Here is a 19,563-nt window from a genome sequence, read left to right as displayed (position 1 = left end):
TTGTTTGGTTATCGACGCCAGGCGGCGCGGAGCTCCTCGACGAACACCTCGGACGGCTGCGCCCCGGAGACCACGCGGCGGCCGCCGAACACGAAGCCGGGCACCCCGCTCACACCGTGACGCAGGGCTTCGGCCTCGTCCGCCCGTACGGCGTCGCCGTAGTCGCCGCCCTTCAGCACCGCCGCGGCGAACTCCGGATCGAGCCCCGCCTCCCCCGCCAGGCGGACCAGGCTCGCGTGGTCGGCCACGTTGGCCCCTTCGCCGGTGTACGCCCGCATCAGCCGCTCCCGCACCGCGTCCCCGACGCCCCGATCGGCCGCGGCGTGCTGGATCCGGTGCGCGTCGAAGCTGTTGACCGGGTGGGCCAGGTCCAGCCGGTACTCCAGGCCCACCTCGGCGGCCAGCGCGGCCACGCGGGCCATGCCCTGCCTGGCCTGCGGCGCGGGCAGGCCGAGGTCACGCCGCATCCGCTCGGGCAGCGTGAGCGTCGGCTCGGTGGAACCGTGCGGGTCGAGCTCGAAGCTGCGATGGCGCACCTGGACGGCGTCGCGGTGCTCGAAGGCGGCCAGCGCGTGCTCGAAGCGCCGGTGGCCGATGTAGCACCAGGGGCAGACCAGGTCGGACCAGATGTCGACGGTGATGTCAGTCATACGGCTCACGATAGGAACTGGGCTAACCATTCGTAAGGACGTACCTTGGGGTAAGCTCAGGTCATGGAGGTCGGAAACCTGGAGACGCGCGAGCTGCCCGATCCGCTGAGTGACGCGTTCAACAGCGACTGTCCGGGCCGCGAGGTCTTCACCCACGTCACCAGCCGCTGGGGCATGCTGATCATGGTGGCCCTCCGCGACGGCCCCCTGCGCTTCTACCTGCTGCGCGACCGCATCGGCGGCATCAGCGAGAAGATGCTCTCCCAGAGCCTGCGCGGCCTGGTCCGCGACGGGCTCGTCCATCGCGAGGTCGAGCCGTCGGTGCCGCCCAAGGTCACGTACTCGCTGACGGGCCTCGGCACCGGTCTGACCGGGCCGCTGGGATCGCTGCTCGGCTGGATCGCCGAGCACACCCCCGAGGTCATGGCCGCCCAGGAACGGCACGACGCCCGTCGCTAGTCACACTTCTCCGCCGCGCTCCGTCAACGAGGCAGAACCGCGTGACGGAGGAAAATATCATGACCATCCTGCTGACCGGCGGCACCGGAACACTCGGGCGCCTCGTCCTGCCGCTGCTGCGCCGTACCGGGGCTGAGGTGCGGGTGCTGACCCGTCACCCGCGCCCGCCGGAGGACGACGTCGCCTACGTCAAGGGCGACCTCCTCACCGGCGAGGGCGTCGCCGCCGCCGTGGACGGGGCCGACCTCGTCCTGCACCTGGCGGGCGGGGCCAAGGGCGACGACGTTGCCACCCGCGGTCTCACCGGGGCCGCGCGCGCCGCGGGCGCCGGCCACATCGTGTTCATCTCGGTCATCGGGGCCGACCGGGTGCCGCTCGGGTGGTTCAGGAACAAGCTCGCGGCCGAGCGGGCGGTGATGGAGTCGGGGATCCCGTGGACCATCCTGCGCGCCGCCCAGTTCCACGACCTCGCGCTCAAGGTCGCCACGGCGATGGCGAAGATGCCGGTCGTGCCGGTCCCCGGCGGGCTGCGGTTCCAGCCCGTGGACGCGCGGGACGTGGCCGAGCGGCTGGTGGAGCTCGTCCAGGCCGAACCCGCCGGGCTGGTCGCCGACCTCGCGGGGCCGGCGGTCTACGGGATGGGCGACCTGGTACGCGGGTACCTGGCCACGGCCGGGAAGCGGCGGCTCATGCTGCCGGTCCGGATGCCGGGCAAGGCGGGGCGGGCCTACCGGGCAGGGGACAACCTCACGCTCGCCGGGGGCACGACGGGTGGGCGTACGTGGGAGGCGTTTCTGGGAGAGCGGGCCTGAGCCGAGAGAGGACCGTCGCACTGGTTCGCTGGTGTCACACTGGGTGCGGGCTGGTGAGATGGAGGTATTCGTGAGGTTTAGGCCCTATGCCGGGCTGCCGTGGCCGTTGCGCTGGACGGCGCGGATCGTGACCGTCCTCCTGGCGCTGGGCCTGGTCCTGGCCGGAGTCGTCACCGTGATCGTGCGGCAGTCGTTTCCCCAGGTCGAGGGGGAGATCAAGGTCGCCGGGCTGGCCGGGAACGTCGAGGTGCGGCGCGACGCCTACGGGATCCCGCAGATCTACGCCGACACGGCCGAGGACCTGTTCATGGCCCAGGGGTACGTCCACGCCCAGGACCGCTTCTGGGAGATGGACTTCCGCCGGCACCTCACCGCCGGGCGCCTGTCGGAGATGTTCGGCGCCGCCACCCTCGACAACGACAAGGCCATCAGGACGATGGGCTGGCGCAGGGTCGCCGAGCAAGAGCTGCCGATGCTCAGCGAGCGCACCCGCCGCTACCTCGACTCCTACGCCAAGGGCGTCAACGCCTGGCTGGCGGCCAACCCGGACGCCTCACGGCGCAGCCTGGAGTACTCCGTCCTGAAGCTCCAGAACTCCGGCTACAAGCCCGAGCCCTGGTCGGCACTCGACTCGGTCGCCTGGCTCAAGGCCATGGCCTGGGACCTGCGCTCCAACATGGAGGACGAGATCGACCGGGCGCTGGCCGCCACCAAGCTGCCCCGCGAGCGGGTCGAGCAGCTCTACCCCGGCTACCCGTACGGCGAGCACCAGCCGATCGTCACCCAGGGCGCGATCTCCGAGGACCGCTTCGACGAGACCGCGCAGCCGCGCACGGACGGCGCCGAGGCGCTGAGCCGGGCCGCCCAGGCCTTCGACGCGGTCCCGAGCTCGATGGGCACGGCCGAGCGCGAGGGCATCGGGTCGAACTCCTGGGTGGTCTCGGGCGAGCACACGAAGTCGGGCAAGCCGCTGCTGGCCAACGACCCGCACCTCTCCCCCGCGATGCCGTCCGTCTGGTACCAGGCCGGCCTGCATTGTCGGCAGAAATCCGAAAAATGCATGTTCGACGTCACCGGCTTCACCTTCTCCGGCGTGCCCGGCGTCATCATCGGGCAGACGGACAAGATCGCCTGGGGTTTCACCAACCTGGGACCCGACGTCGCCGACCTCTTCCTGGAGCAGGTCAAGGACGGCACCTACCTCTACAAGGGCGACTGGGCCAAGCTGGAGACCCGCCAGGAGCAGATCGAGGTGGCCGGGGGCGCCCCGGTGACGATCACGGTCCGGTCGACCCGGCACGGGCCGCTGGTCAACGAGGTCATGGGCAATGTGAAACCCTCCGGCGAGGCCACCGCCGTGGCCCTGCAGTGGACGGCGTTGATGCCGGGCCGTACCGCCGACGCGATCTTCGACCTCAACCAGGCCGCCGACTGGCACGAGTTCCGCGCGGCCGCGGCGCTGTTCGAGGTGCCCGCCCAGAACCTCGTGTACGCCGACACGGACGGCAGGATCGGCTACCAGGCCCCCGGGCGCATCCCGGTCAGGGAGAAGGGCGACGGGACCTGGCCGGTGCCCGGCTGGACCGGCGAGTACGACTGGAAGACCGCCCCCATCCCCTACGACCAGCTCCCAAGCGTCGCCGACCCCACCGAGGGCTACATCGTCACGGCCAACAACGCCGTCATCGACCCCGCCCGCTACAAACCCCTTCTCACCAAGGACTGGGCGTACGGCTACCGCTCCCAGCGCATCGTCGACCTGCTGAAGGCCGAGATCGCGAAGGGCAAACTGGACGCCGCGGCCATGTCCAGGATCCAGCAGGACACCCGCAACGGCTTCGCCGCGACGCTGGTCCCCGCGCTGATGCAGGTGAGCCTGGCCGGTCCCGGCACCGAGGCGCGGCAGCTCCTGAAGGACTGGGACGGCTCCCAGACCCTCGACTCGGCCCCGGCCGCCTACTTCAACGCCGTCTGGCGCCACCTGCTGAAGGGCCTGTTCGACGACGACCTCCCCCAGCAGGCCCGCCCGGCCGGCGGCGACCGCTGGTTCGAGGTCGTGGGCGGACTCCTCCAGGCGCCCGAGGACCCGTTCTGGGACGTGACCACCACCAAGGACCGCACCGAGACCCGCGACGACGTGCTGCGCCAGGCGATGGCCGACGCCTACCAGGAACTGTCCGACCGCTTCGGCGCCGAGGTGAAGCAGTGGCGCTGGGGCGACATGCACACGCTGCGGCTCACCAACGCCACGTTCGGCACCTCGGGCATCGTCCCGATCGAGATGCTGTTCAACCGCGGCCCGATCAGCGTCGCGGGCAGCAAGGACGCGGTCAACGCCACCGGCTGGAACGCCCAGAGCGGCTACGAGATCAACGCCGTCCCCTCGATGCGCATGATCATCGACCTGAGCGACCTGGCCAAGTCGCAGTGGATCAACCTGACCGGCGCCTCCGGCCACGCCTACCACGCCAATTACTGGGACCAGACGGAGCCGTGGGCTCAGGGCAGGCTGCTGCCGATGCTCGGCGCCCGCGTCCACACCCTGCGCCTACATCCCTAGGAGTAGCCGGGAACACGACGCGGCGCCGATGCCCGGCGCCGCCTCCCGCACGACCCTGGAGGCATGAACCGCCTCTGGTACCCGATCGGCTGCCTGCTCGTCGTCGCCGGCCTGTTCCACCTCGGGCTGCTCGCCGTGGACGGCGGCCCCTGGGACGGGCCGGTGGGCTGGCGCAAGCCGTTCACGTTCGGGCTGTCGTTCGGGCTGAGCGTGCTGACGCTGGCCTGGGTGACCGGGCTGGTGCGGTTGCGGGGCCGTACCTGGCTGATGGGGGCCTTCACCGCGGCCTCGGTGGCCGAGGTGTCGCTGATCACGCTGCAGGCGTGGCGCGGCGTGCCGTCGCACTTCAACTTGGAGACGCCGCTCGACGCGCTGATCGCCCGCACGCTGGCGGCCGGCGGCGGGGTCCTCATCGTGAGCGTGGTCGTCATGACCGTGGCCGCGTTCCGCCGCCACGCCGAGGCCCCTCCGGCGATGCTGCTCGCGGTCCGCGCCGGGTTCGTGACGCTGCTGCTCGCGATGGCGTCCGGCGGTGTGATGATCGCCCGCGGGCTGGCCGAGGTGATGAGCGGCGACCCCCGGACCGCCTACCTGCTCGCGGGCTCGCTCAAGCCCGCGCACGCCGTCCTCATGCACGGCATCCTGCTCCTGCCCGCCCTGGCGTGGCTGGTCGCCGACCTCTCCGTGGTACGGCTGGCCGTCTGGATCTACGCGGCCTTCTCCGCCGTCGTCTCCGGCCTGGCCCTGGCCGGCATCACGGTCGCGGGCCCGTCGACCGCCTCGGTGCTGGCGGCCGGAGCGGTCTCTGGCCTCGGCATCGGCGCGCTCGCGCTGGCGAGGATCAGGGCATGAACGTCCGCGACTCTCCCACGGCCAGGTCCCAGAGGCTCTCGCGCGGCAGCCCCAGCGCGCTCCACGCGGCCCGGGTGCTGACGATCGGAGCCAGCAATTCCTCCCCCGACAGCAGAAACGTCCCCCAGTGCATGGTCGCCATCCGGCTCGCCCCGACGTCCAGAAACCCCTGGACGGCCTCGGCCGGGTTGACGTGGGAGGTCTTCAGGAACCAGTTGGGCTCGTAGGCGCCGACCGGCATCAGCGCCAGGTCCAGCCCCGGGTAGCGCTCGCCGATCTGCGTCAGCCGTTCCCCATAGGCGGTGTCACCGGCGAAGTACACCGACTCGCCGATCACCCAGCCGCCCCACAACGTCTTGCAGGTGTCCCAGATGGTCCTTCGGCTCCAGTGGTGGGCGGGCACGAAGTCGAAGCGCACGTCGCCGATCTTCGTGGAGTCCCACCAGTCCAGCTCGTGGACCTGCCTGAACCCCCGCCGGGTGAACCACGGCCCGAGCCGGGCGGGCACGAGCATGGGCGTGTGGCGGGGAAGCCGGCGGATGGTGGGCGCGTCGAGGTGGTCGTAGTGGTTGTGGCTGATCACCACGGCGTCGATCGTGGGCAGGTCGCTCCAGGCCACACCGGGGGGCGTGAGCCGCTGCCGGGTTCCCGGGATGCGGCGCGACCACACGGGATCGGTCAGCACCGTGAGGCCGCCGACCCGCACCACGAACGTGGAGTGGCCGACCCACGTCACGGCCGTCTGGCCGGTCTCGACCCGTGGCAGGCCGCCGCCGCGCAGCACGGGGATCTGGTCGGCGTCCCCGATGTCGGGACGGAAGCCGCCGTGCCAGGCGGCGCTCAGCAACTCGCGGAAGTCGGGGAGGGGGGCGGTGAGACGGTCACGGAAGTCCTCCGGCCATTGCGGCGCGTGAACGGTCTGCGTCATGAACGGTCCCCTGCCCTGAGTAACTGAGCGATCACTCTGAATGATCCCCATGTGGGCGTCTTCTCCACCAGGGGGCTTTCCTGGGGTAGCCGCCGTCATCCAGGTTGGCCAGCCGTTCGAACACGTTGTAGGAGGCCTGGTGTCCGCAAATGAGCAGGGAGGTGAACATGGCGAGCAGGTAGAGCGGGAGCATGGGGAGCCCGGCGCAGCAGGCCCACTGGGTCGCGTGGCGGCCCTCGTGCCGGATGAGGCGTTCGTCGAGGCTTTGGTGCCTGGTCAGGACGACGTTTCCCACGGTGAACGCGCCCGCGACGGGGAAGCGGTAGCGGTAGCCGAAAGCCAGGATCAGCCCGTCGGGCCCGGGTTGCCGCACGGCGCCGCCCACGACGGAGATGAGCAGGCCGAGGGGCGTCGCCAGGTTCACGAGGTTTACCACCCGGCGGATTCGGTAGGGGGTTTTCGGTCGACTCACCCTTGACCAATCTTGACAAGTCGGAATAATGATCCACGTCCTGAAATCTCCCACAAGAGCAGGATCATGCGATTCACCATCTTGACCGCGGTTGTCGGAACGATGGCACTCGCCACAGTAGGCGGCGTCGCGGTCACCCAGACGTCAGCATCGGACCCCCTACGAGACGCGAGCCACCCCGTCGGCGCCCAGGTCGCCTTAGCGACACCGACCACGAGCCCCACTCCCACCTCCACAGCTGGGGAGTACACCGCCAAGACGAAGGTCGTCAAGAAGAAGGGCGTCTCCTATCTGGACGTCGCCGTCCGCTACGGCGGAGCCGCCCGGTTCACCGTCAAGCAGCGCGTGTGCAAGGCCAAGAAGTGCAGGACGGCGACCGCACAGCTCCCCGTGACGACCGGGGCGGGCAAGACCACCAAGAAGCTCGGCAAGGGCTCCTTCAAGAAGAAGGGCAAGCCCACGGTCAGCCTGAAGACGCTGCCGTGGCCGACGAAGACCGTCACCGCGACGCCGACCGGCGGCGCCACCACGACGGTCACCGCGACGGCCCCCGCCGAGACGGTCACCGTGACCCAGACGGCGACGGAGACCGTGACGGTCACCGAGCAGGCCCCCGCGCCGCCCGCCGAGACGGTGACGGTGACGTTCACCTGCCAGCCCGCGCCGCCGGAGCCCACGGTCACACCCACGGCGACGGACCCGGGCACCCCGACGCCCACGGGCACGCCCACGGTCACTGACACGCCATCGCCGCCGGCCGCCGGCACTCCGACCCCGACGCCCACCCCCACCGTGACGCCGACCGTGACCGACCCCGGCACGCCCACGCCCACCGGCACGGGCACGCCTACGGCCACGGACCCCGGAACCCCGACACCGACCGACACCGGCGTACCGACCTGCCCCGCGCCGACCGAGCCCACCCCGACGGACACCGCTCCCCCCGAGGAGACCGAGCCGCCGGAGGACACCCCCGACCCGACCGCTCCCACCCAGTAAGAGCAGCGAGGATCTCGAGGGGGCAGCCGCCCGCAGACCGGCTGCCCCCTCGTTTCACGTCCTCAGGTCGTCGGGTTCTTGGGTTTGCCGGCCGTAGAGGAGCCACGATCCCGAGGCGGGTGAGGAGGGCGCCAGCAGGAAGGCCGCGACCACCGCGACCGCTCCGCCGTACAGGTAGAGATAGCCGGCGAGGTCGCCGGCGATCACGAGGTCGCCCGCCGCCCACTTCAGCGAGAACGCCATCGACACGAGCAGCCAGCCGACGGCGACCAGCCCGGCGCCGAGCTTGGAGCGCATCAAGCGGCCCGCGCCCCAGCAGATGCCGAACAACAGCAGCACCCACACGAGCGCCGCGACCGGGATCTGCCCGAGATACCAGGCATGGGTGAACCCGCCGACCAGGCCCATCGCGAGGCCCAGCACCAGCAACATGCCGTAGGCCGCGCCACCCAGCGCCGACTGCTCCATGGCGAACGAGGTTAGTGGATGCCGGAGAACAGGTCGTTCTCGCGGGTGTACGGCTCGCCGATCCCGCCCGCCTCGACCGGAGCGCCCGGGATCGCCTTGCCCATGGCGCCGCGGTACAGGATGAAGTGCTCCACCCCTGCCGCCCGCTGGCCGATGTTGTTGGACAGCGCGAAGAACGGCGCCTTCACGGTGATCTGGGTGGCGTGGGCGCGCATGGCGTCCAGTTTGTTCACCAGCCAGGGCCGGGCGTCGACCTCGGTGGTGATCTCGTCGTCGGCGCTGCCGAACGGCAGGTCACGGGGGTCCTCGACGAGGAAGCCGGTGCCCGAGTCGGCCAGCGCCTCGGCGTCCCTGAGCATCACCGACCTGGCGGTGGCGGTGAAGTAGAACTTGGCCACCTGCCACGGCTCGCCGTCCCCGGGACGGAACGCCGGGTCGGCGGCCAGGTCGAACGCCCGTACCGAGACGCGGTGGGCCTGGATGTGGTCGGGGTGGCCGTAGTAGCCGTTGGCGTCGTAGGTGACCAGGACCTGCGGGCGTACCTCGCGGATCACCGTGACCAGCCCGGCCGCGGCCTCGTCCACGTCGGCGCCCCAGAAGGCGGACGCGTCGTCGTTGGAGGCGGCGCCCATCATGCCCGAGTCGCGGTAGCCGAGGTAGCGGTGGTCGTCCACGCCCAGCGCGCTGAGCGCCTGGACCAGCTCCTTCGCGCGGTGCTCGCCCAGCTCGGGGTCGCCCTCCAGGTGGGCCAGCTCCGGCGGGATCACCTCGCCCTCCTCGCCCAGCGTGCAGGTCACCAGCGTGACGTGCGCGCCTTCCGCCACGTATCGCGCCATCGTGGCCCCGGTGTTGATCGTCTCGTCGTCCGGGTGCGCGTGCACGAGCAGCAGCCGCCGATCAGTCATGTCCCCGAGCCTAACCAAAGGCACCTTGCTGGCAGGATTGAGGCCATGAGTGAGAGTTACCCGCGCATGTCCGCACGGACCCGACGATTCACCCTTGGAGTGCCGAGGGGCTTCACGATCTCTCCCGACGGTGGGCGGGTGCTCTTCCTGCGTACCCAGTCGGGTGTCGACCCGGTCACGTGCCTGTGGGAGCTCGACACCGAGACCCACGTCGAGCGCCTGGTCGTCGACCCGCGCAAGCTCGCCGACGCTCTCCTCGCCGGCGAGGAGAACCTCCCGCCGGAGGAGAAGGCGCGCCGCGAGCGCAGCCGCGAGCAGGCGGGCGGCGTGGTCGCCTACTCCGCCGACGCCGAGGCCGCGCTGGTCGCGTTCGCGCTGTCCGGCGGCCTTTACCTGACCGACGTGGCCACCGGCCGCACCCGCGGGATCGAGACCGCGGGCGGCGTCATCGACCCCCGCCTGGCCCCTGACGGGCGCAGCGTCGCCTACGTCACCGGCGGCGCGCTCCACGTGCACGACCTGGCCTCAGGCCGCGACCGCGTGCTGGCCGCGCCGGAGTCGGAGACCGTCACCTACGGGCTGGCCGAGTTCATCGCCGCCGAGGAGATGGACAGGATGCGCGGCTACTGGTGGGCTCCCACCGGTGACAAGCTCCTGGTGGAGCGGGCCGACGAGGCGCCGGTGCAGGAGTGGTTCATCGCCGATCCCGCCAACCCCGACCGGCCCGCCGTACCTCAGCGCTATCCCGCCGCCGGCACGCCGAACGCGCGGGTCGAGCTGTTCGTCCTGGGCCTGGACGGCTCGCGCGTGACGGTGCCGTTCGAGGACGAGTACCTGGCCGCCGCCTCCTGGGACTCCCACGCGCTCTCGATCGTGACCATGCCGCGCGACCAGAAGGCGCTGCGGCTGTTCTCCGTCGACCCGCTGACCGGCGCCTCGACGCTCGTGCGCGAGGACACCGACCCGGCGTGGGTGGACGTCTTCGGCGGCGTCCCCGCCCACCTCGACGACGGCTCGCTGGTCTGGATCGCCGCGCTGGACGGCGGCAACCGCCTGTTCGTCGGCGACCGGGCCGTCACCCCGCCCACCCTGCAGGTGCGCGAGGTCCTCGACGTCGACCACGACAGCGTCCTGTTCCGCGCCAGCGGCGGCGACCCCAGCGAGATCCAGCTCTGGACCTGGGACGGCACCTCCCTGCTGCCCGTCTCCACCCGCTCCGGCGTCTTCTCCGGCCGCATGTCCGGCGGCGTGGGCGTGCTGAGCGAGCAGACCCTCGACAGCGAGGGCGTCTCCACCACCGTCGTCAGGCGCGACGGCATGGCGATCCCCGTCGCGTCACTGGCCGAGCGCCCCGGCCTCGACCTGCGCGTCTCACTCGGCCGCTCCGGCCGGCGCGAGCTGTCCACCGCGGTGGTGCTGCCCTCGTGGTACGAGTCCGGCTCCGGCAAGCTGCCCGTCCTCATGGATCCGTACGGCGGGCCGCACGCGCAGCGGGTGCTGTCGAGCCACAACGCCTACCTGGGCAGCCAGTGGTTCGCCGAGCAGGGCTTCGCGGTCGTCGTGGCCGACGGCCGCGGCACTCCCGGCCGCGGCCCCGCCTTCGAGCGGGCCGTGCTCGACGACCTGGCGGGGCCGGTGCTGGAGGACCAGATCGACGCCCTGCAGGGCGTGGCCGAGCAGTACTCGGGCGACCTCGACCTGACCAAGGTGGCGATCAGGGGCTGGTCGTTCGGCGGCTACCTGGCGGCGCTGGCCGTGCTGCGCCGTCCCGACGTCTTCCACGCGGCGGTCGCCGGGGCCCCGGTGACCGACTGGCGGCTCTACGACACCTGCTACACCGAGCGCTACCTCGGCCACCCGGACGAGCGACCGCAGGTCTACGACCAGTCCTCGCTGTTCGGCGACGCCGCCAAGCTGGAGCGCCCGCTGCTGCTGATCCACGGTCTGGCCGACGACAACGTGGTGGCGGCGCACACGCTCCGGCTGTCGTCCGCCCTGCTGGCCGCCGGCCGCCAGCACAGCGTGCTGCCGCTGTCGGGCGTCACGCACATGACCCCGCAGGAGGTCGTGGCGGAGAACCTCCTGCTGCTCCAGGTGGACTTCCTCAAGCGGGCGCTGGAGGTCTGAAACCTGTCGGTGCCGGTGGCTAGGCTGCGCCGGTGCACGAAAACATCACGATTGTCGGGGCCAGGGAGCACAACCTCAAGGATGTCTCCCTGGAGATCCCCAAGAACAAGATCACCGTGTTCACCGGTGTATCCGGCTCCGGAAAGTCGTCGATCGTCTTCGACACCGTCGCGGTCGAGGCGCAGCGGCAGCTCTACGGGACCTTCAGCTGGTTCATCCGCAACCAGCTGCCCAAGTACGAGCGGCCGCACGCCGACGCCATCAGCGGGCTGACCACGCCCGTCATCGTCGACCAGAAGCCGGTCAGCGGCAACGCCCGCTCCACCGTCGGCACCATGACCGACATCATGCCGATGATCCGCGGCCTGTTCTCACGCGAGAGCGGGCTGCCGGTCAACCTCTTCTCCTTCAACGACCCCAAGGGCATGTGCCCGGAGTGCGATGGCATCGGCCGTTCGGTGCAGCCGATCCTGGAGATGATGGTCGACCGCGAGAAGTCGCTCAACGAGGGCGCGATCCTGCTGCCGGGTTACAAGGTCGGCAGCGCCTCCTGGCAGGTCTACGCCAAGCACGAGCCGCTCGACCCGGACAAGCCGGTCAAGGACTACTCGCCGGAGGAGGAGCACGCGTTCCTGCACGGCTCCGGCAAGGTCTCGGTCGGCGGCATGTTCAACATGACCTACGAGGGGCTGCTCGACAACTTCGTGCGTACGAGGCTCAAGCGTGAGACCAGCGAGAAGACGCGCGAGCAGATCAAGCCGTTCATCACCGAGGGCGTCTGCACGCTCTGCCACGGCGCCAGGCTCAGCCCCGAGGCGCTGGCCCCGCGCGTCAACGGCAGAAACATCGCCGACTACGCGGCCATGCAGATCACCGACCTGATCGAGGAGCTGGCCGGGCTGGGCACCCCGCTGGCCGACGGGGCGCGGGTCGCGCTGGAGCGGGTGGCCGGCATCGGGCTCGGCTACCTCAGCCTCGACCGGGCCACGGCCACGCTGTCGGGCGGCGAGGGCCAGCGGCTCAAGCTGGTCAAGCACCTCGGCAGCACGCTGATCGGCGTCACCTACATCTTCGACGAGCCGAGCACCGGACTGCACCCGCGCGACGTCGGCCGGCTCAACACGCTGCTCGCCGCGCTGCGCGACCAGGGCAACACCGTGCTGGTGGTCGAGCACGACCCCGACGTGATCGCGGTGGCCGACCACGTGGTCGACGTCGGTCCCGGCGCCGGCGCCCACGGCGGCACGATCGTCTTCGAGGGCACCGTCGAGGAGCTGCGCAGGGCCGACACCCGCACCGGCGCGGGACTGCGCGCCACGGGCACGCTCAAGACGGAGGTCAGGACCCCCGACGGCAAGCTGCCGATCGAGGGCGCCGACCTGCACAACCTCAAGAACGTCTCGGTCAGCGTGCCGACCGGGGTGCTCACGGCGGTCACCGGCGTGGCGGGATCGGGCAAGTCCAGCCTGATCGCCGACGTGTTCATGACCACCTATCCCGAGTCGGTCTTCGTCGACCAGTCGGCGATCGGCGCCTCCACCCGCTCCACCCCGTCCACCTACATCGGCGTCATGGACACGATCCGCTCGCTGTTCGCCAAGGCCAACGGCGTCGCGCCGGGCCTGTTCAGCTTCAACTCCGACGGCGCCTGCGAGGGCTGCCAGGGCAAGGGCGTCATCATCACCGAGGTCGCCTACATGGACCCGGTCACCACCCACTGCGACACCTGCGACGGCCGCCGGTTCAAGGAGTCGGTGCTGGCGCACGAGCTGCGGGGCAAGTCCATCGCGGACGTGCTGGAGATGGCGGCGGAGGAGGCGGTGGAGTTCTTCACCGAGAAGGCGGTGCGGCCCAAGCTGCAGGGGCTGATCGACGTCGGCCTGGAGTACCTGTCGCTCGGCCAGTCGCTGAGCAGCCTGTCCGGCGGCGAACGGCAGCGCATCAAGCTGGCCACGCAGCTCCAGCGCACCGGCGGCGTGTACGTGCTCGACGAGCCGACCACCGGCCTGCACATGTCCGACGTCGGCACGCTGCTGGCGCTGATGAACCGGCTGGTCGACCAGGGCAACACGGTCGTGGTCATCGAGCACAACCTCGACGTGATCATGCACGCCGACTGGATCATCGACCTGGGGCCCGACGGGGGCAAGGACGGCGGCGAGATCGTCTTCGAGGGCACCCCCGCCGAGCTGCTCGGCTTCGCCGGTTCGCTGACCGGAGAGGCGCTGCGCCGTACCGTGGGCTGACATACCTGGGTAGGACCACGGCCTGCCAACACCAGACCGTGGTCCGACGCGCCATCCGCCCCTCCCCCACGATCCTTTACGCCATGTGGACATCCCTCGCCCTCACACTGGCGCTGACGGTCACCCCCACGCCCGCCGACGACCTCACCTGGAGCCCCTGCCCCGGCGACAAGGCCGGCATGGAGTGCGCCGACCTCAAGGTGCCGGTCGACTGGAGCAAACCCGCCGGGCGCACCATCACCCTGAAGCTGGGCCGCCTCAAGTCGACCGGCAGGGCCGAGGGCTCCGCCCTGATCGCGTACGGCGGGCCGGGCGGCCCCGGCATCGCCCTGACCCAGCAGACCGCCGCCACCTGGGCGAACCTGCGCAAGCGCATGCACATCGTCACCTGGGACACCCGCGGCTACGGCGAGCAGTTCCGCGGCCTCAGCACCGGCCTGCCCTGCACGTGGACCAGGATCCCGATCGCCGCCTTCCCCGAGGACGACGCGGAGTTCGGCCGCCTGCACGACACCAACCGGGGCTACGCCGAGCCGTGCCGTGGCAAGGACCCCGAGCTGTTCGCCAACATGAGCTCGGCCGACCAGGCCCGCGACATGGAGGCCATCAGGAAGGCCCTGGGCGAGGGCCGCCTCAACTACTACGGCGCCTCCTACGCGGGCTTCTACGGCCAGGACTACGCCAGGCTGTTCCCCGACAAGGTCAGGACCATCGCCCTCGACGGCACCTGGAACCACAGCGCCGCCGACTGGCCGGCCGAGCTGGACGCGATGGCCAGAACCAACGAGACCTTCGCGGGCCGCTACTTCACCTGGAAGGGCGCGGGCTCCGCCCGCCAATGGCGCAGCTTGGTGGCGGCGGCCAACCGCCAGCCGATCCCGGCCAAGAAGGCGCCCGGCGTCGCCTACAACGGCACCGACCTTCAGGACCTGATGCTGGGCATGGTCCGTGCGGGCGGTCCCGGCACCTTCCCCGCCGTGTCGGCCGCCATCACATCCGCGGTGGCGGGCGACGCCTCCGGCTTCCTCCCCGAGCGCGGCCTGCGCTACCCCGACCAGTCCACCGGCGTCACCGAGTGCACGGACTGGCCCCGCTTCGCCAACCGGACCGAGATGGAGGCGGGCCTGCGCCGGTTGCACAAGGTGGCACCGAACACCGGCACCGCGGGCACCCTGGCCAGCGGGACATTGGGCTGCGTGGGCTGGCCGACCGGCGTGACCAATCCCCCCAAGCCACTGCCCAAGGGCCTGCCGCCGTTGCTGGGGAGCGGGGCGTGGGGCGAGTCGGACGCGGTGAAGCGAGTGGTGGACCAGGTGCCGGGGAGCGCGGTGGTACGCCACGAGGGCCCCGGGCACACGCTGTACATGTCCAACACCTGCGCCCGCGACCACATCGACCACTACCTCACCCATGCCAAACTCCCCACCCAGCCAGACACCAAGTGCTAATCCCCGACCTCGCTGCGCCGGCTCACCGGGAGCTCACCCCACTCAACCCCCGAACCCACAAGGGACCGACCCCCGCAGAGGGTTCCCCCTTCCCGCTCCACCGCGCAGTCCCGCCCCACGGCTCCTTGGCCGGTGGGGCGTGGGCTTCGGGCGGGTCTGGGGTTTCCGGGCTCTGGGCGTGGGGCCGGGCCATGGTTCCAGGCTGGACCTCGCCTGCGGCTGCTGAGGTCAGGGGGTGGGGGTCCAGGAGGGGTTGCGGCCGAGGTAGCGGAGGAGGGTGGCCACGGCGTCGTCGTTGGCCTCGGCGTCCAGGGCGGCGGCGTACATGCCGTAGGCGCGGGGGCCTTCGACGATCTGGTGGGCTACGGGGAGGAGGTCGCGGGCCAGGTCGGCGGAGAGCGGAGAGGGGCGGCCGGTGGCCATGGCGATGTCCCAGGCGTGCACCGCGGCGTCCAGGGCGCAGGCGCCCACAGCCACCGGGGCGGGGAGCTTGAAGGGCGGGAGCGGGACGGGGACGTCCACCGCGTTCTCGGCCACTTCCGACCAGGCCTGCTCGGCGGCTTCGAGGGCGGGCTCCAGGGTGTCCGCCACCGAGGCCGACAGGTTGCCGGAGGGGGCAAAGGGGTCCTCCTCGGGGCTGGGGCCGCCGGTCAGGGCGCTGGCGTAACCCAGCTGGTCGCCGGACGCGTGCTGGAGGACCTGGGTGACGTTCCAGTCCGAGCAGGGGGTGGGGAGCCGCCAGCCGTTGTCGGGGACGCCGGCGACGGCCTGGCGGAGGGCGGCGTGGGCCTGGGTGAGGATGTTCCACTCGGTCATGGGGGGTTCCTTTCGCTGTCGTTCGATGGCTCTACTGTATCAGAACGGAATGCTCTATTCCAGACTTTCAGCTGATGAAGTGTGAAGCCGCCGGAGGCCTGCTTGAAGAGGTACTCCGACCGCTCGTACGACAGACGGCCCCGGCCCGTCCCCGGGCACAGGTCGGCGGGCTTCGGCCTGCGGGCCGGCGCGGGTCTGCGGCCGGCCAGGAAGACCGGGCCTCTCGACCGGCCTGCCAGGAGGGCGGGCAGGAGTTCGGCGGTGCCGTACCCCCAGGTGATCCACGTCGGACCCACGCGAGCGCGGCGCGCTTCCAGGTCCAGGTCCTCGACGTTGAGTGACAGCACGGCCTTCGCGCCGGCGCCGGACTCGTGGATGAGGCGCCACAGGGTGCGCTCGCGGAGGGACGGGTGACGCCAGAGGGCCCGCAGACCGGGGCCGTCCATGGCTGGGCGCCGTTCGCGGCTCTCCGTTCTGCGCTCCAGGTCGGTGGAGAGGTCGGGGATGGCGGCCCATGCCGAGAATGAGCGTACGGCGGCGCGGTGCCGGTTCCAGGTTTTGGGCGCGGCCGTACCCCAGGCGAGGGCGAACACCCTGGCCACCTTCGCGGCGTCCACCGCACCCAGCGGCGTGCGAGGGCCCAGGTCCAACCGGAGCCTGCGTAACGTCTGCCCATAGGACCGCAACGTCTCGGCCCCCAGATCCGCCCGCGCCAGAAACCCCTCCACCACCTCCCCCAACGTCCTTCCCGCACCTCCAACCGGATCCGCGCCCTTTGACGGCATCGCGGAGGAGGCGTGGGGCGCGGCGGTGCCGTCCGGGGTTGGCGGGGCTCCGGGCACGCTGACGCTGTCCGGCCGGGGCGGGATGTGGGGCGCGGCGGTGTTGGGCGCAGCGACACCGTGCGGCCTGGTCGTGCCGCCGGGCGCGGCCGTGGTCTTGGGCGCCGTCGCGGTCTTGGGCGCCGTCGCGGTCTGGGGCGTGGCCGTGGCCGTGGTCGTGGTCGTGGTCGCGGTCGCGGTCGCGGTCGCGGTCGCGGTCGCGGAGGCAGGGTGCGACCCGGGGGTGTCGGGCTGTGGGGTGTCGGGCTGTGGGGTGTCGGGCTGTGGGGTGTCGGGCGTGTGGGTGTCGGGCGTGTGGGTGTCGGGCGTGTGGGTGTCGGGCGTGTGGGTGTCGGGCGTGTGGGTGTCGGGCGTGTGGGTGTCGGGCGTGTGGGGGGTGGTGGCGCGTTTGAGGAGGAAGGTGCGTTCGGCGGCGTTGCGGGTCAGGGCGGCGGCGCGTTCGAACTGGGTGCCGGCCTCCTCGTACCGCCCCAACCGGGCCAGCAGGTCGCCGTGCACCACCGACAACGGGTGGTAGTCCTTCAGGGCCGGGTCCCTGGTCAGCTCGTCGATCAGGGCCAGCCCGGCCTCCGGCCCCTCGGCCATGCCCACCGCCACGGCCCGGTTGAGCTGGACGACCGGAGACGGCATCAGGCGGGCCAATGCCCCATACAGCGCGGCGATCTGGGGCCAGTTGGTCTCGGCGGCGCTCCCGGCCTGGGCGTGGGAGACGGCGATGGCGGCCTGCAGGACGTAGGGACCCAGGGGGCCGCCGGACTGGCGGGCGCGCAGCATCGAGGCGAAGCCGCGGTTGATCAGGTCCCGGTCCCAGAGGCCGCGGTCCTGCTCGTGGAGCTGGACGGGTTCGCCGGACGGGCCGGTGCGGGCGGCCGAGCGCGACTGCTGGATCTCCATCAGCGCGACGAGACCGTGCACCTCGGCCTCGCCGGGGGCCAGCCCGGCCAGCAGGCGTCCCAGGCGGAGGGCTTCCAGGGCGAGGGCGGGGCGGGTGAGGTCGTCGCCGGCCGTGGCGGAGTAGCCCTCGTTGAAGATCAGGTAGAGGACCTCCAGGACGGAGGCCAGGCGGGTGGCGAGTTCGGGGCCGGGCGGGAGTTCGAAGGGGATCTGCTCGTCGGCGAGCGTGCGCTTGGCCTTGGCGATGCGCTGGGCGACGGTCTGCTCGGGAACGAGGAAGGCGCGCGCGATCTCCTGGGAGGTCAGGCCGCCGAGCAGGCGCAGGGTCAGCGCGGCCCGTTCCTCGGTGGGCAGGACCGGATGGCTCGAAATGAACATCAGGCGCAGAACATCATCATCCAGCCCCAACGTCCCGGACAGCTCCGCCTCGCGCCCGGCCCCAGCGCCCCTGTCGGCCCCCGCGTCCCGGCCGGCCTCCTGCTCCAGCGTGCGGGCGATCTCGGCGTGTTTGCGCTCCTGCCGTTCGCCACGCCGCAGGTGGTCGACGGCGCGCCGCTTGGCGGCCGTCATGAGCCAAGCCCCAGGATTGTCAGGTACGCCCTGGTCCGGCCACTGCTCCAAGGCGGCAACCAGTGCGTCTTGGGCGAGTTCCTCGGCCAGGCCCACGTCCCGGACCATCCGCGTCAGGCCGGCGATGATCCGTGCGGACTCGGCCTTCCAGACGTCGCTGACCGCGGCAGCGGCGGCGGTCACCCGTAGATCAGCTGCATCCTGCCCTCACCATCCCCGATGATCGCGAAGAAGCGCCGGGAGAGCTCCAGCGCCTCCTCCCGGGAGCCGACCTCGATCAGCGCGAACCCGCCCGCCATCTCCTTGGCCTCGGCGAACGGACCGTCCATGACGGTGATCTCACCGCCGACCGACTTGATCAGGGTGCCGCCCAGCTCCATGCCGCCGGTGGCGATCAGCGCGCCCGCCTCCGTCAACTCCTGGATGAACTTTCCCATCTCCATCTGAAGCGTCTCGTCAGCCCTCGGCTGGCCCACGGTCGTCAGCAAAAACCTCATGCCGCACACCCTAGCGTTCCCTGTCACATGCCCTGGGCGACGCGTAGGCAGAAGAGACACCGAAAGGACCAGAGACATGACCACCACCACCGTCACCAGCCCCGTCACCACCCGTACGCTGCTGGCCGCCGCCGCGCTCGCCGCGCCGGTCTGGGTGGTGGTCTCCCTGGCCCAGGCGTTCACCCGCGCGGGCTTCGACCTCACCCGCCACCCCCTCAGCCAGCTGGCCACCGGCGAACTCGGCTGGATCCAGATCGCCACCTTCGTCACGGTCGGCGTGCTGTTCATCGCCGGCGCGACCGGCCTGCGGCGCGCGCTGCACGGCCGGCCGGGTGGCGTCTGGACGCCCCGCCTGATCCGCGTCGTCGGCGTCGGGATGATCGCCGCCGGAGCCTTCACCATGGACGCCGGCGACGGCTTCCCGGTCGGCACCCCGGCGGGCCCTCCGGCCGGGATGAGCTGGCACGCGATCGCCCACATGGCGGCCGGATCGATCACCTTCCTCGCGCTGGCCGCCGCCGGTTTCGTCCTGGGCCGCCACTTCGCCCGCACCGGCGACCGCACCTCCGCGATCATCTCCCGGGTGGCCGGCGTGGCCGTCATCCTGGGCAACGGCTGGACGATGGGCGGCGGCCCCATGGGCTCGCTCACCCTGGCGATCGGGGTGTCCATCGCGCTGGCCTGGGTCTCCACGGTCGCCTACCGCCTGCGCAACCGCACCTGACCCATCAGCGTGTACGGCACGGCGGTCCCGCCCCAACCCGAGCCCCGCTCCGGAAACCCGGAGCGGGGCTCACCCATCTCGGCCACCACCCGTTCGCGGGCCGACAAGCCATACCCGAAGAGCCCAACCCACCCAGAGTCCGGGCGACCAGGAGCCGGTGCGAAGCCGGAGGGCCGAGGCCCAGACCCGGGGATCCAGAGGCCCGGGGTCGGGGGCCGGGGGTCGGGGGTCGGGGGCCGAGGGCCGGGGGTGGGGCGGGTGGCCGGAGGCCCGGGAACCCGAGAAGTCAGGACC

At 71.4% G+C, this 19,563-nt stretch carries 17 protein-coding genes; 9 read left to right on the top strand and 8 right to left on the bottom strand.

Annotated features, from left to right (window positions below; genetic code table 11):
* Positions 1–8: 8 nt before the first annotated feature.
* Complete coding sequence (locus tag ACIBHY_RS21935; protein ID WP_397251513.1) at positions 9–650, bottom strand: DsbA family oxidoreductase; 642 nt, start codon at positions 648–650, stop codon at positions 9–11.
* A 63-nt stretch (positions 651–713) separates the two neighbouring features.
* Between ACIBHY_RS21935 and ACIBHY_RS21930 the strand changes: the two genes are divergently transcribed.
* From ACIBHY_RS21930 to ACIBHY_RS21915, 4 genes are all read left to right on the top strand, one after another.
* Positions 714–1,109, top strand: a complete 396-nt coding sequence (locus ACIBHY_RS21930) for a winged helix-turn-helix transcriptional regulator (RefSeq protein ID WP_397307572.1) — start codon at positions 714–716, stop codon at positions 1,107–1,109.
* 59 nt (positions 1,110–1,168) lie between these two features.
* On the top strand, positions 1,169–1,921 hold the full coding sequence (locus ACIBHY_RS21925) for an SDR family oxidoreductase (protein WP_397307571.1): 753 nt from the start codon (positions 1,169–1,171) through the stop codon (positions 1,919–1,921).
* Between the two features lie 70 nt (positions 1,922–1,991).
* Positions 1,992–4,481: a penicillin acylase family protein gene (locus tag ACIBHY_RS21920; protein WP_397307570.1), complete on the top strand. Its 2,490-nt coding sequence runs from the start codon at positions 1,992–1,994 to the stop codon at positions 4,479–4,481.
* Positions 4,482–4,544: 63 nt separating this feature from the next.
* Positions 4,545–5,333 (top strand): hypothetical protein, encoded by a 789-nt coding sequence (locus ACIBHY_RS21915; protein ID WP_397307569.1) that lies wholly within the window; start codon positions 4,545–4,547, stop codon positions 5,331–5,333.
* On the opposite strand, the gene ACIBHY_RS21910 is transcribed toward ACIBHY_RS21915, so the two are convergent.
* Positions 5,323–6,261, bottom strand: a complete 939-nt coding sequence (locus tag ACIBHY_RS21910) for an MBL fold metallo-hydrolase (protein WP_397251523.1) — start codon at positions 6,259–6,261, stop codon at positions 5,323–5,325. The two genes, ACIBHY_RS21915 and ACIBHY_RS21910, sit on opposite strands and share 11 nt — an antisense overlap.
* A 31-nt stretch (positions 6,262–6,292) precedes the next feature.
* On the bottom strand, positions 6,293–6,685 hold the full coding sequence (locus ACIBHY_RS21905) for a hypothetical protein (RefSeq protein ID WP_397251525.1): 393 nt from the start codon (positions 6,683–6,685) through the stop codon (positions 6,293–6,295).
* A 114-nt stretch (positions 6,686–6,799) separates the two neighbouring features.
* Here ACIBHY_RS21905 and ACIBHY_RS21900 point away from each other — a divergent pair, with 114 nt between their 5' ends.
* On the top strand, positions 6,800–7,732 hold the full coding sequence (locus tag ACIBHY_RS21900) for a hypothetical protein (RefSeq protein ID WP_397251527.1): 933 nt from the start codon (positions 6,800–6,802) through the stop codon (positions 7,730–7,732).
* Positions 7,733–7,786: 54 nt separating this feature from the next.
* Here ACIBHY_RS21900 and ACIBHY_RS21895 read toward each other — a convergent pair whose 3' ends face one another.
* Positions 7,787–8,200 carry a DUF6113 family protein gene (locus ACIBHY_RS21895; RefSeq protein ID WP_397251529.1) on the bottom strand — a complete coding sequence of 138 codons (414 nt, stop codon included), beginning with the start codon at positions 8,198–8,200 and terminating at the stop codon, positions 7,787–7,789.
* An 11-nt stretch (positions 8,201–8,211) separates the two neighbouring features.
* Positions 8,212–9,105, bottom strand: coding sequence for an N-acetyl-1-D-myo-inositol-2-amino-2-deoxy-alpha-D-glucopyranoside deacetylase (gene mshB / locus ACIBHY_RS21890; protein ID WP_397251531.1), 894 nt, complete (start codon positions 9,103–9,105; stop codon positions 8,212–8,214).
* A 45-nt stretch (positions 9,106–9,150) separates the two neighbouring features.
* On the opposite strand from mshB, the gene ACIBHY_RS21885 reads away from it, so the two are divergent.
* From ACIBHY_RS21885 to ACIBHY_RS21875, 3 genes are all read left to right on the top strand, one after another.
* Positions 9,151–11,232 carry a prolyl oligopeptidase family serine peptidase gene (locus ACIBHY_RS21885; RefSeq protein WP_397307568.1) on the top strand — a complete coding sequence of 694 codons (2,082 nt, stop codon included), beginning with the start codon at positions 9,151–9,153 and terminating at the stop codon, positions 11,230–11,232.
* 32 nt (positions 11,233–11,264) lie between these two features.
* The gene (locus tag ACIBHY_RS21880; protein ID WP_397251535.1) at positions 11,265–13,478 is read left to right on the top strand and encodes an ATP-binding cassette domain-containing protein; all 2,214 of its coding nucleotides are present in this window, start codon (positions 11,265–11,267) and stop codon (positions 13,476–13,478) included.
* A gap of 83 nt (positions 13,479–13,561) precedes the next feature.
* Positions 13,562–14,926 carry an alpha/beta fold hydrolase gene (locus ACIBHY_RS21875; RefSeq protein ID WP_397307567.1) on the top strand — a complete coding sequence of 455 codons (1,365 nt, stop codon included), beginning with the start codon at positions 13,562–13,564 and terminating at the stop codon, positions 14,924–14,926.
* Positions 14,927–15,154: 228 nt separating this feature from the next.
* Here ACIBHY_RS21875 and ACIBHY_RS21870 read toward each other — a convergent pair whose 3' ends face one another.
* From ACIBHY_RS21870 to ACIBHY_RS21860, 3 genes are read right to left on the bottom strand one after another with little or no spacing between them, the layout of a single operon-like run.
* Positions 15,155–15,742, bottom strand: coding sequence for a TIGR03086 family metal-binding protein (locus ACIBHY_RS21870; protein ID WP_397251539.1), 588 nt, complete (start codon positions 15,740–15,742; stop codon positions 15,155–15,157).
* Positions 15,739–18,231, bottom strand: a complete 2,493-nt coding sequence (locus ACIBHY_RS21865; RefSeq protein ID WP_397307566.1) for a sigma-70 family RNA polymerase sigma factor — start codon at positions 18,229–18,231, stop codon at positions 15,739–15,741. The genes ACIBHY_RS21870 and ACIBHY_RS21865 overlap by 4 nt, the downstream gene beginning before the upstream one ends.
* On the bottom strand, positions 18,228–18,545 hold the full coding sequence (locus tag ACIBHY_RS21860) for a YciI family protein (RefSeq protein WP_379610633.1): 318 nt from the start codon (positions 18,543–18,545) through the stop codon (positions 18,228–18,230). The genes ACIBHY_RS21865 and ACIBHY_RS21860 overlap by 4 nt, the downstream gene beginning before the upstream one ends.
* A 76-nt stretch (positions 18,546–18,621) precedes the next feature.
* On the opposite strand from ACIBHY_RS21860, the gene ACIBHY_RS21855 reads away from it, so the two are divergent.
* Positions 18,622–19,269, top strand: a complete 648-nt coding sequence (locus ACIBHY_RS21855) for a DUF998 domain-containing protein (RefSeq protein ID WP_397307565.1) — start codon at positions 18,622–18,624, stop codon at positions 19,267–19,269.
* Positions 19,270–19,563: the final 294 nt, after the last annotated feature.

The sequence above is a fragment of the Nonomuraea sp. NPDC050547 genome (assembly GCF_044457345.1).
In the GTDB taxonomy this organism is placed as follows: domain Bacteria; phylum Actinomycetota; class Actinomycetes; order Streptosporangiales; family Streptosporangiaceae; genus Nonomuraea.
This window is presented reverse-complemented; position numbering and strand designations above follow the sequence as displayed.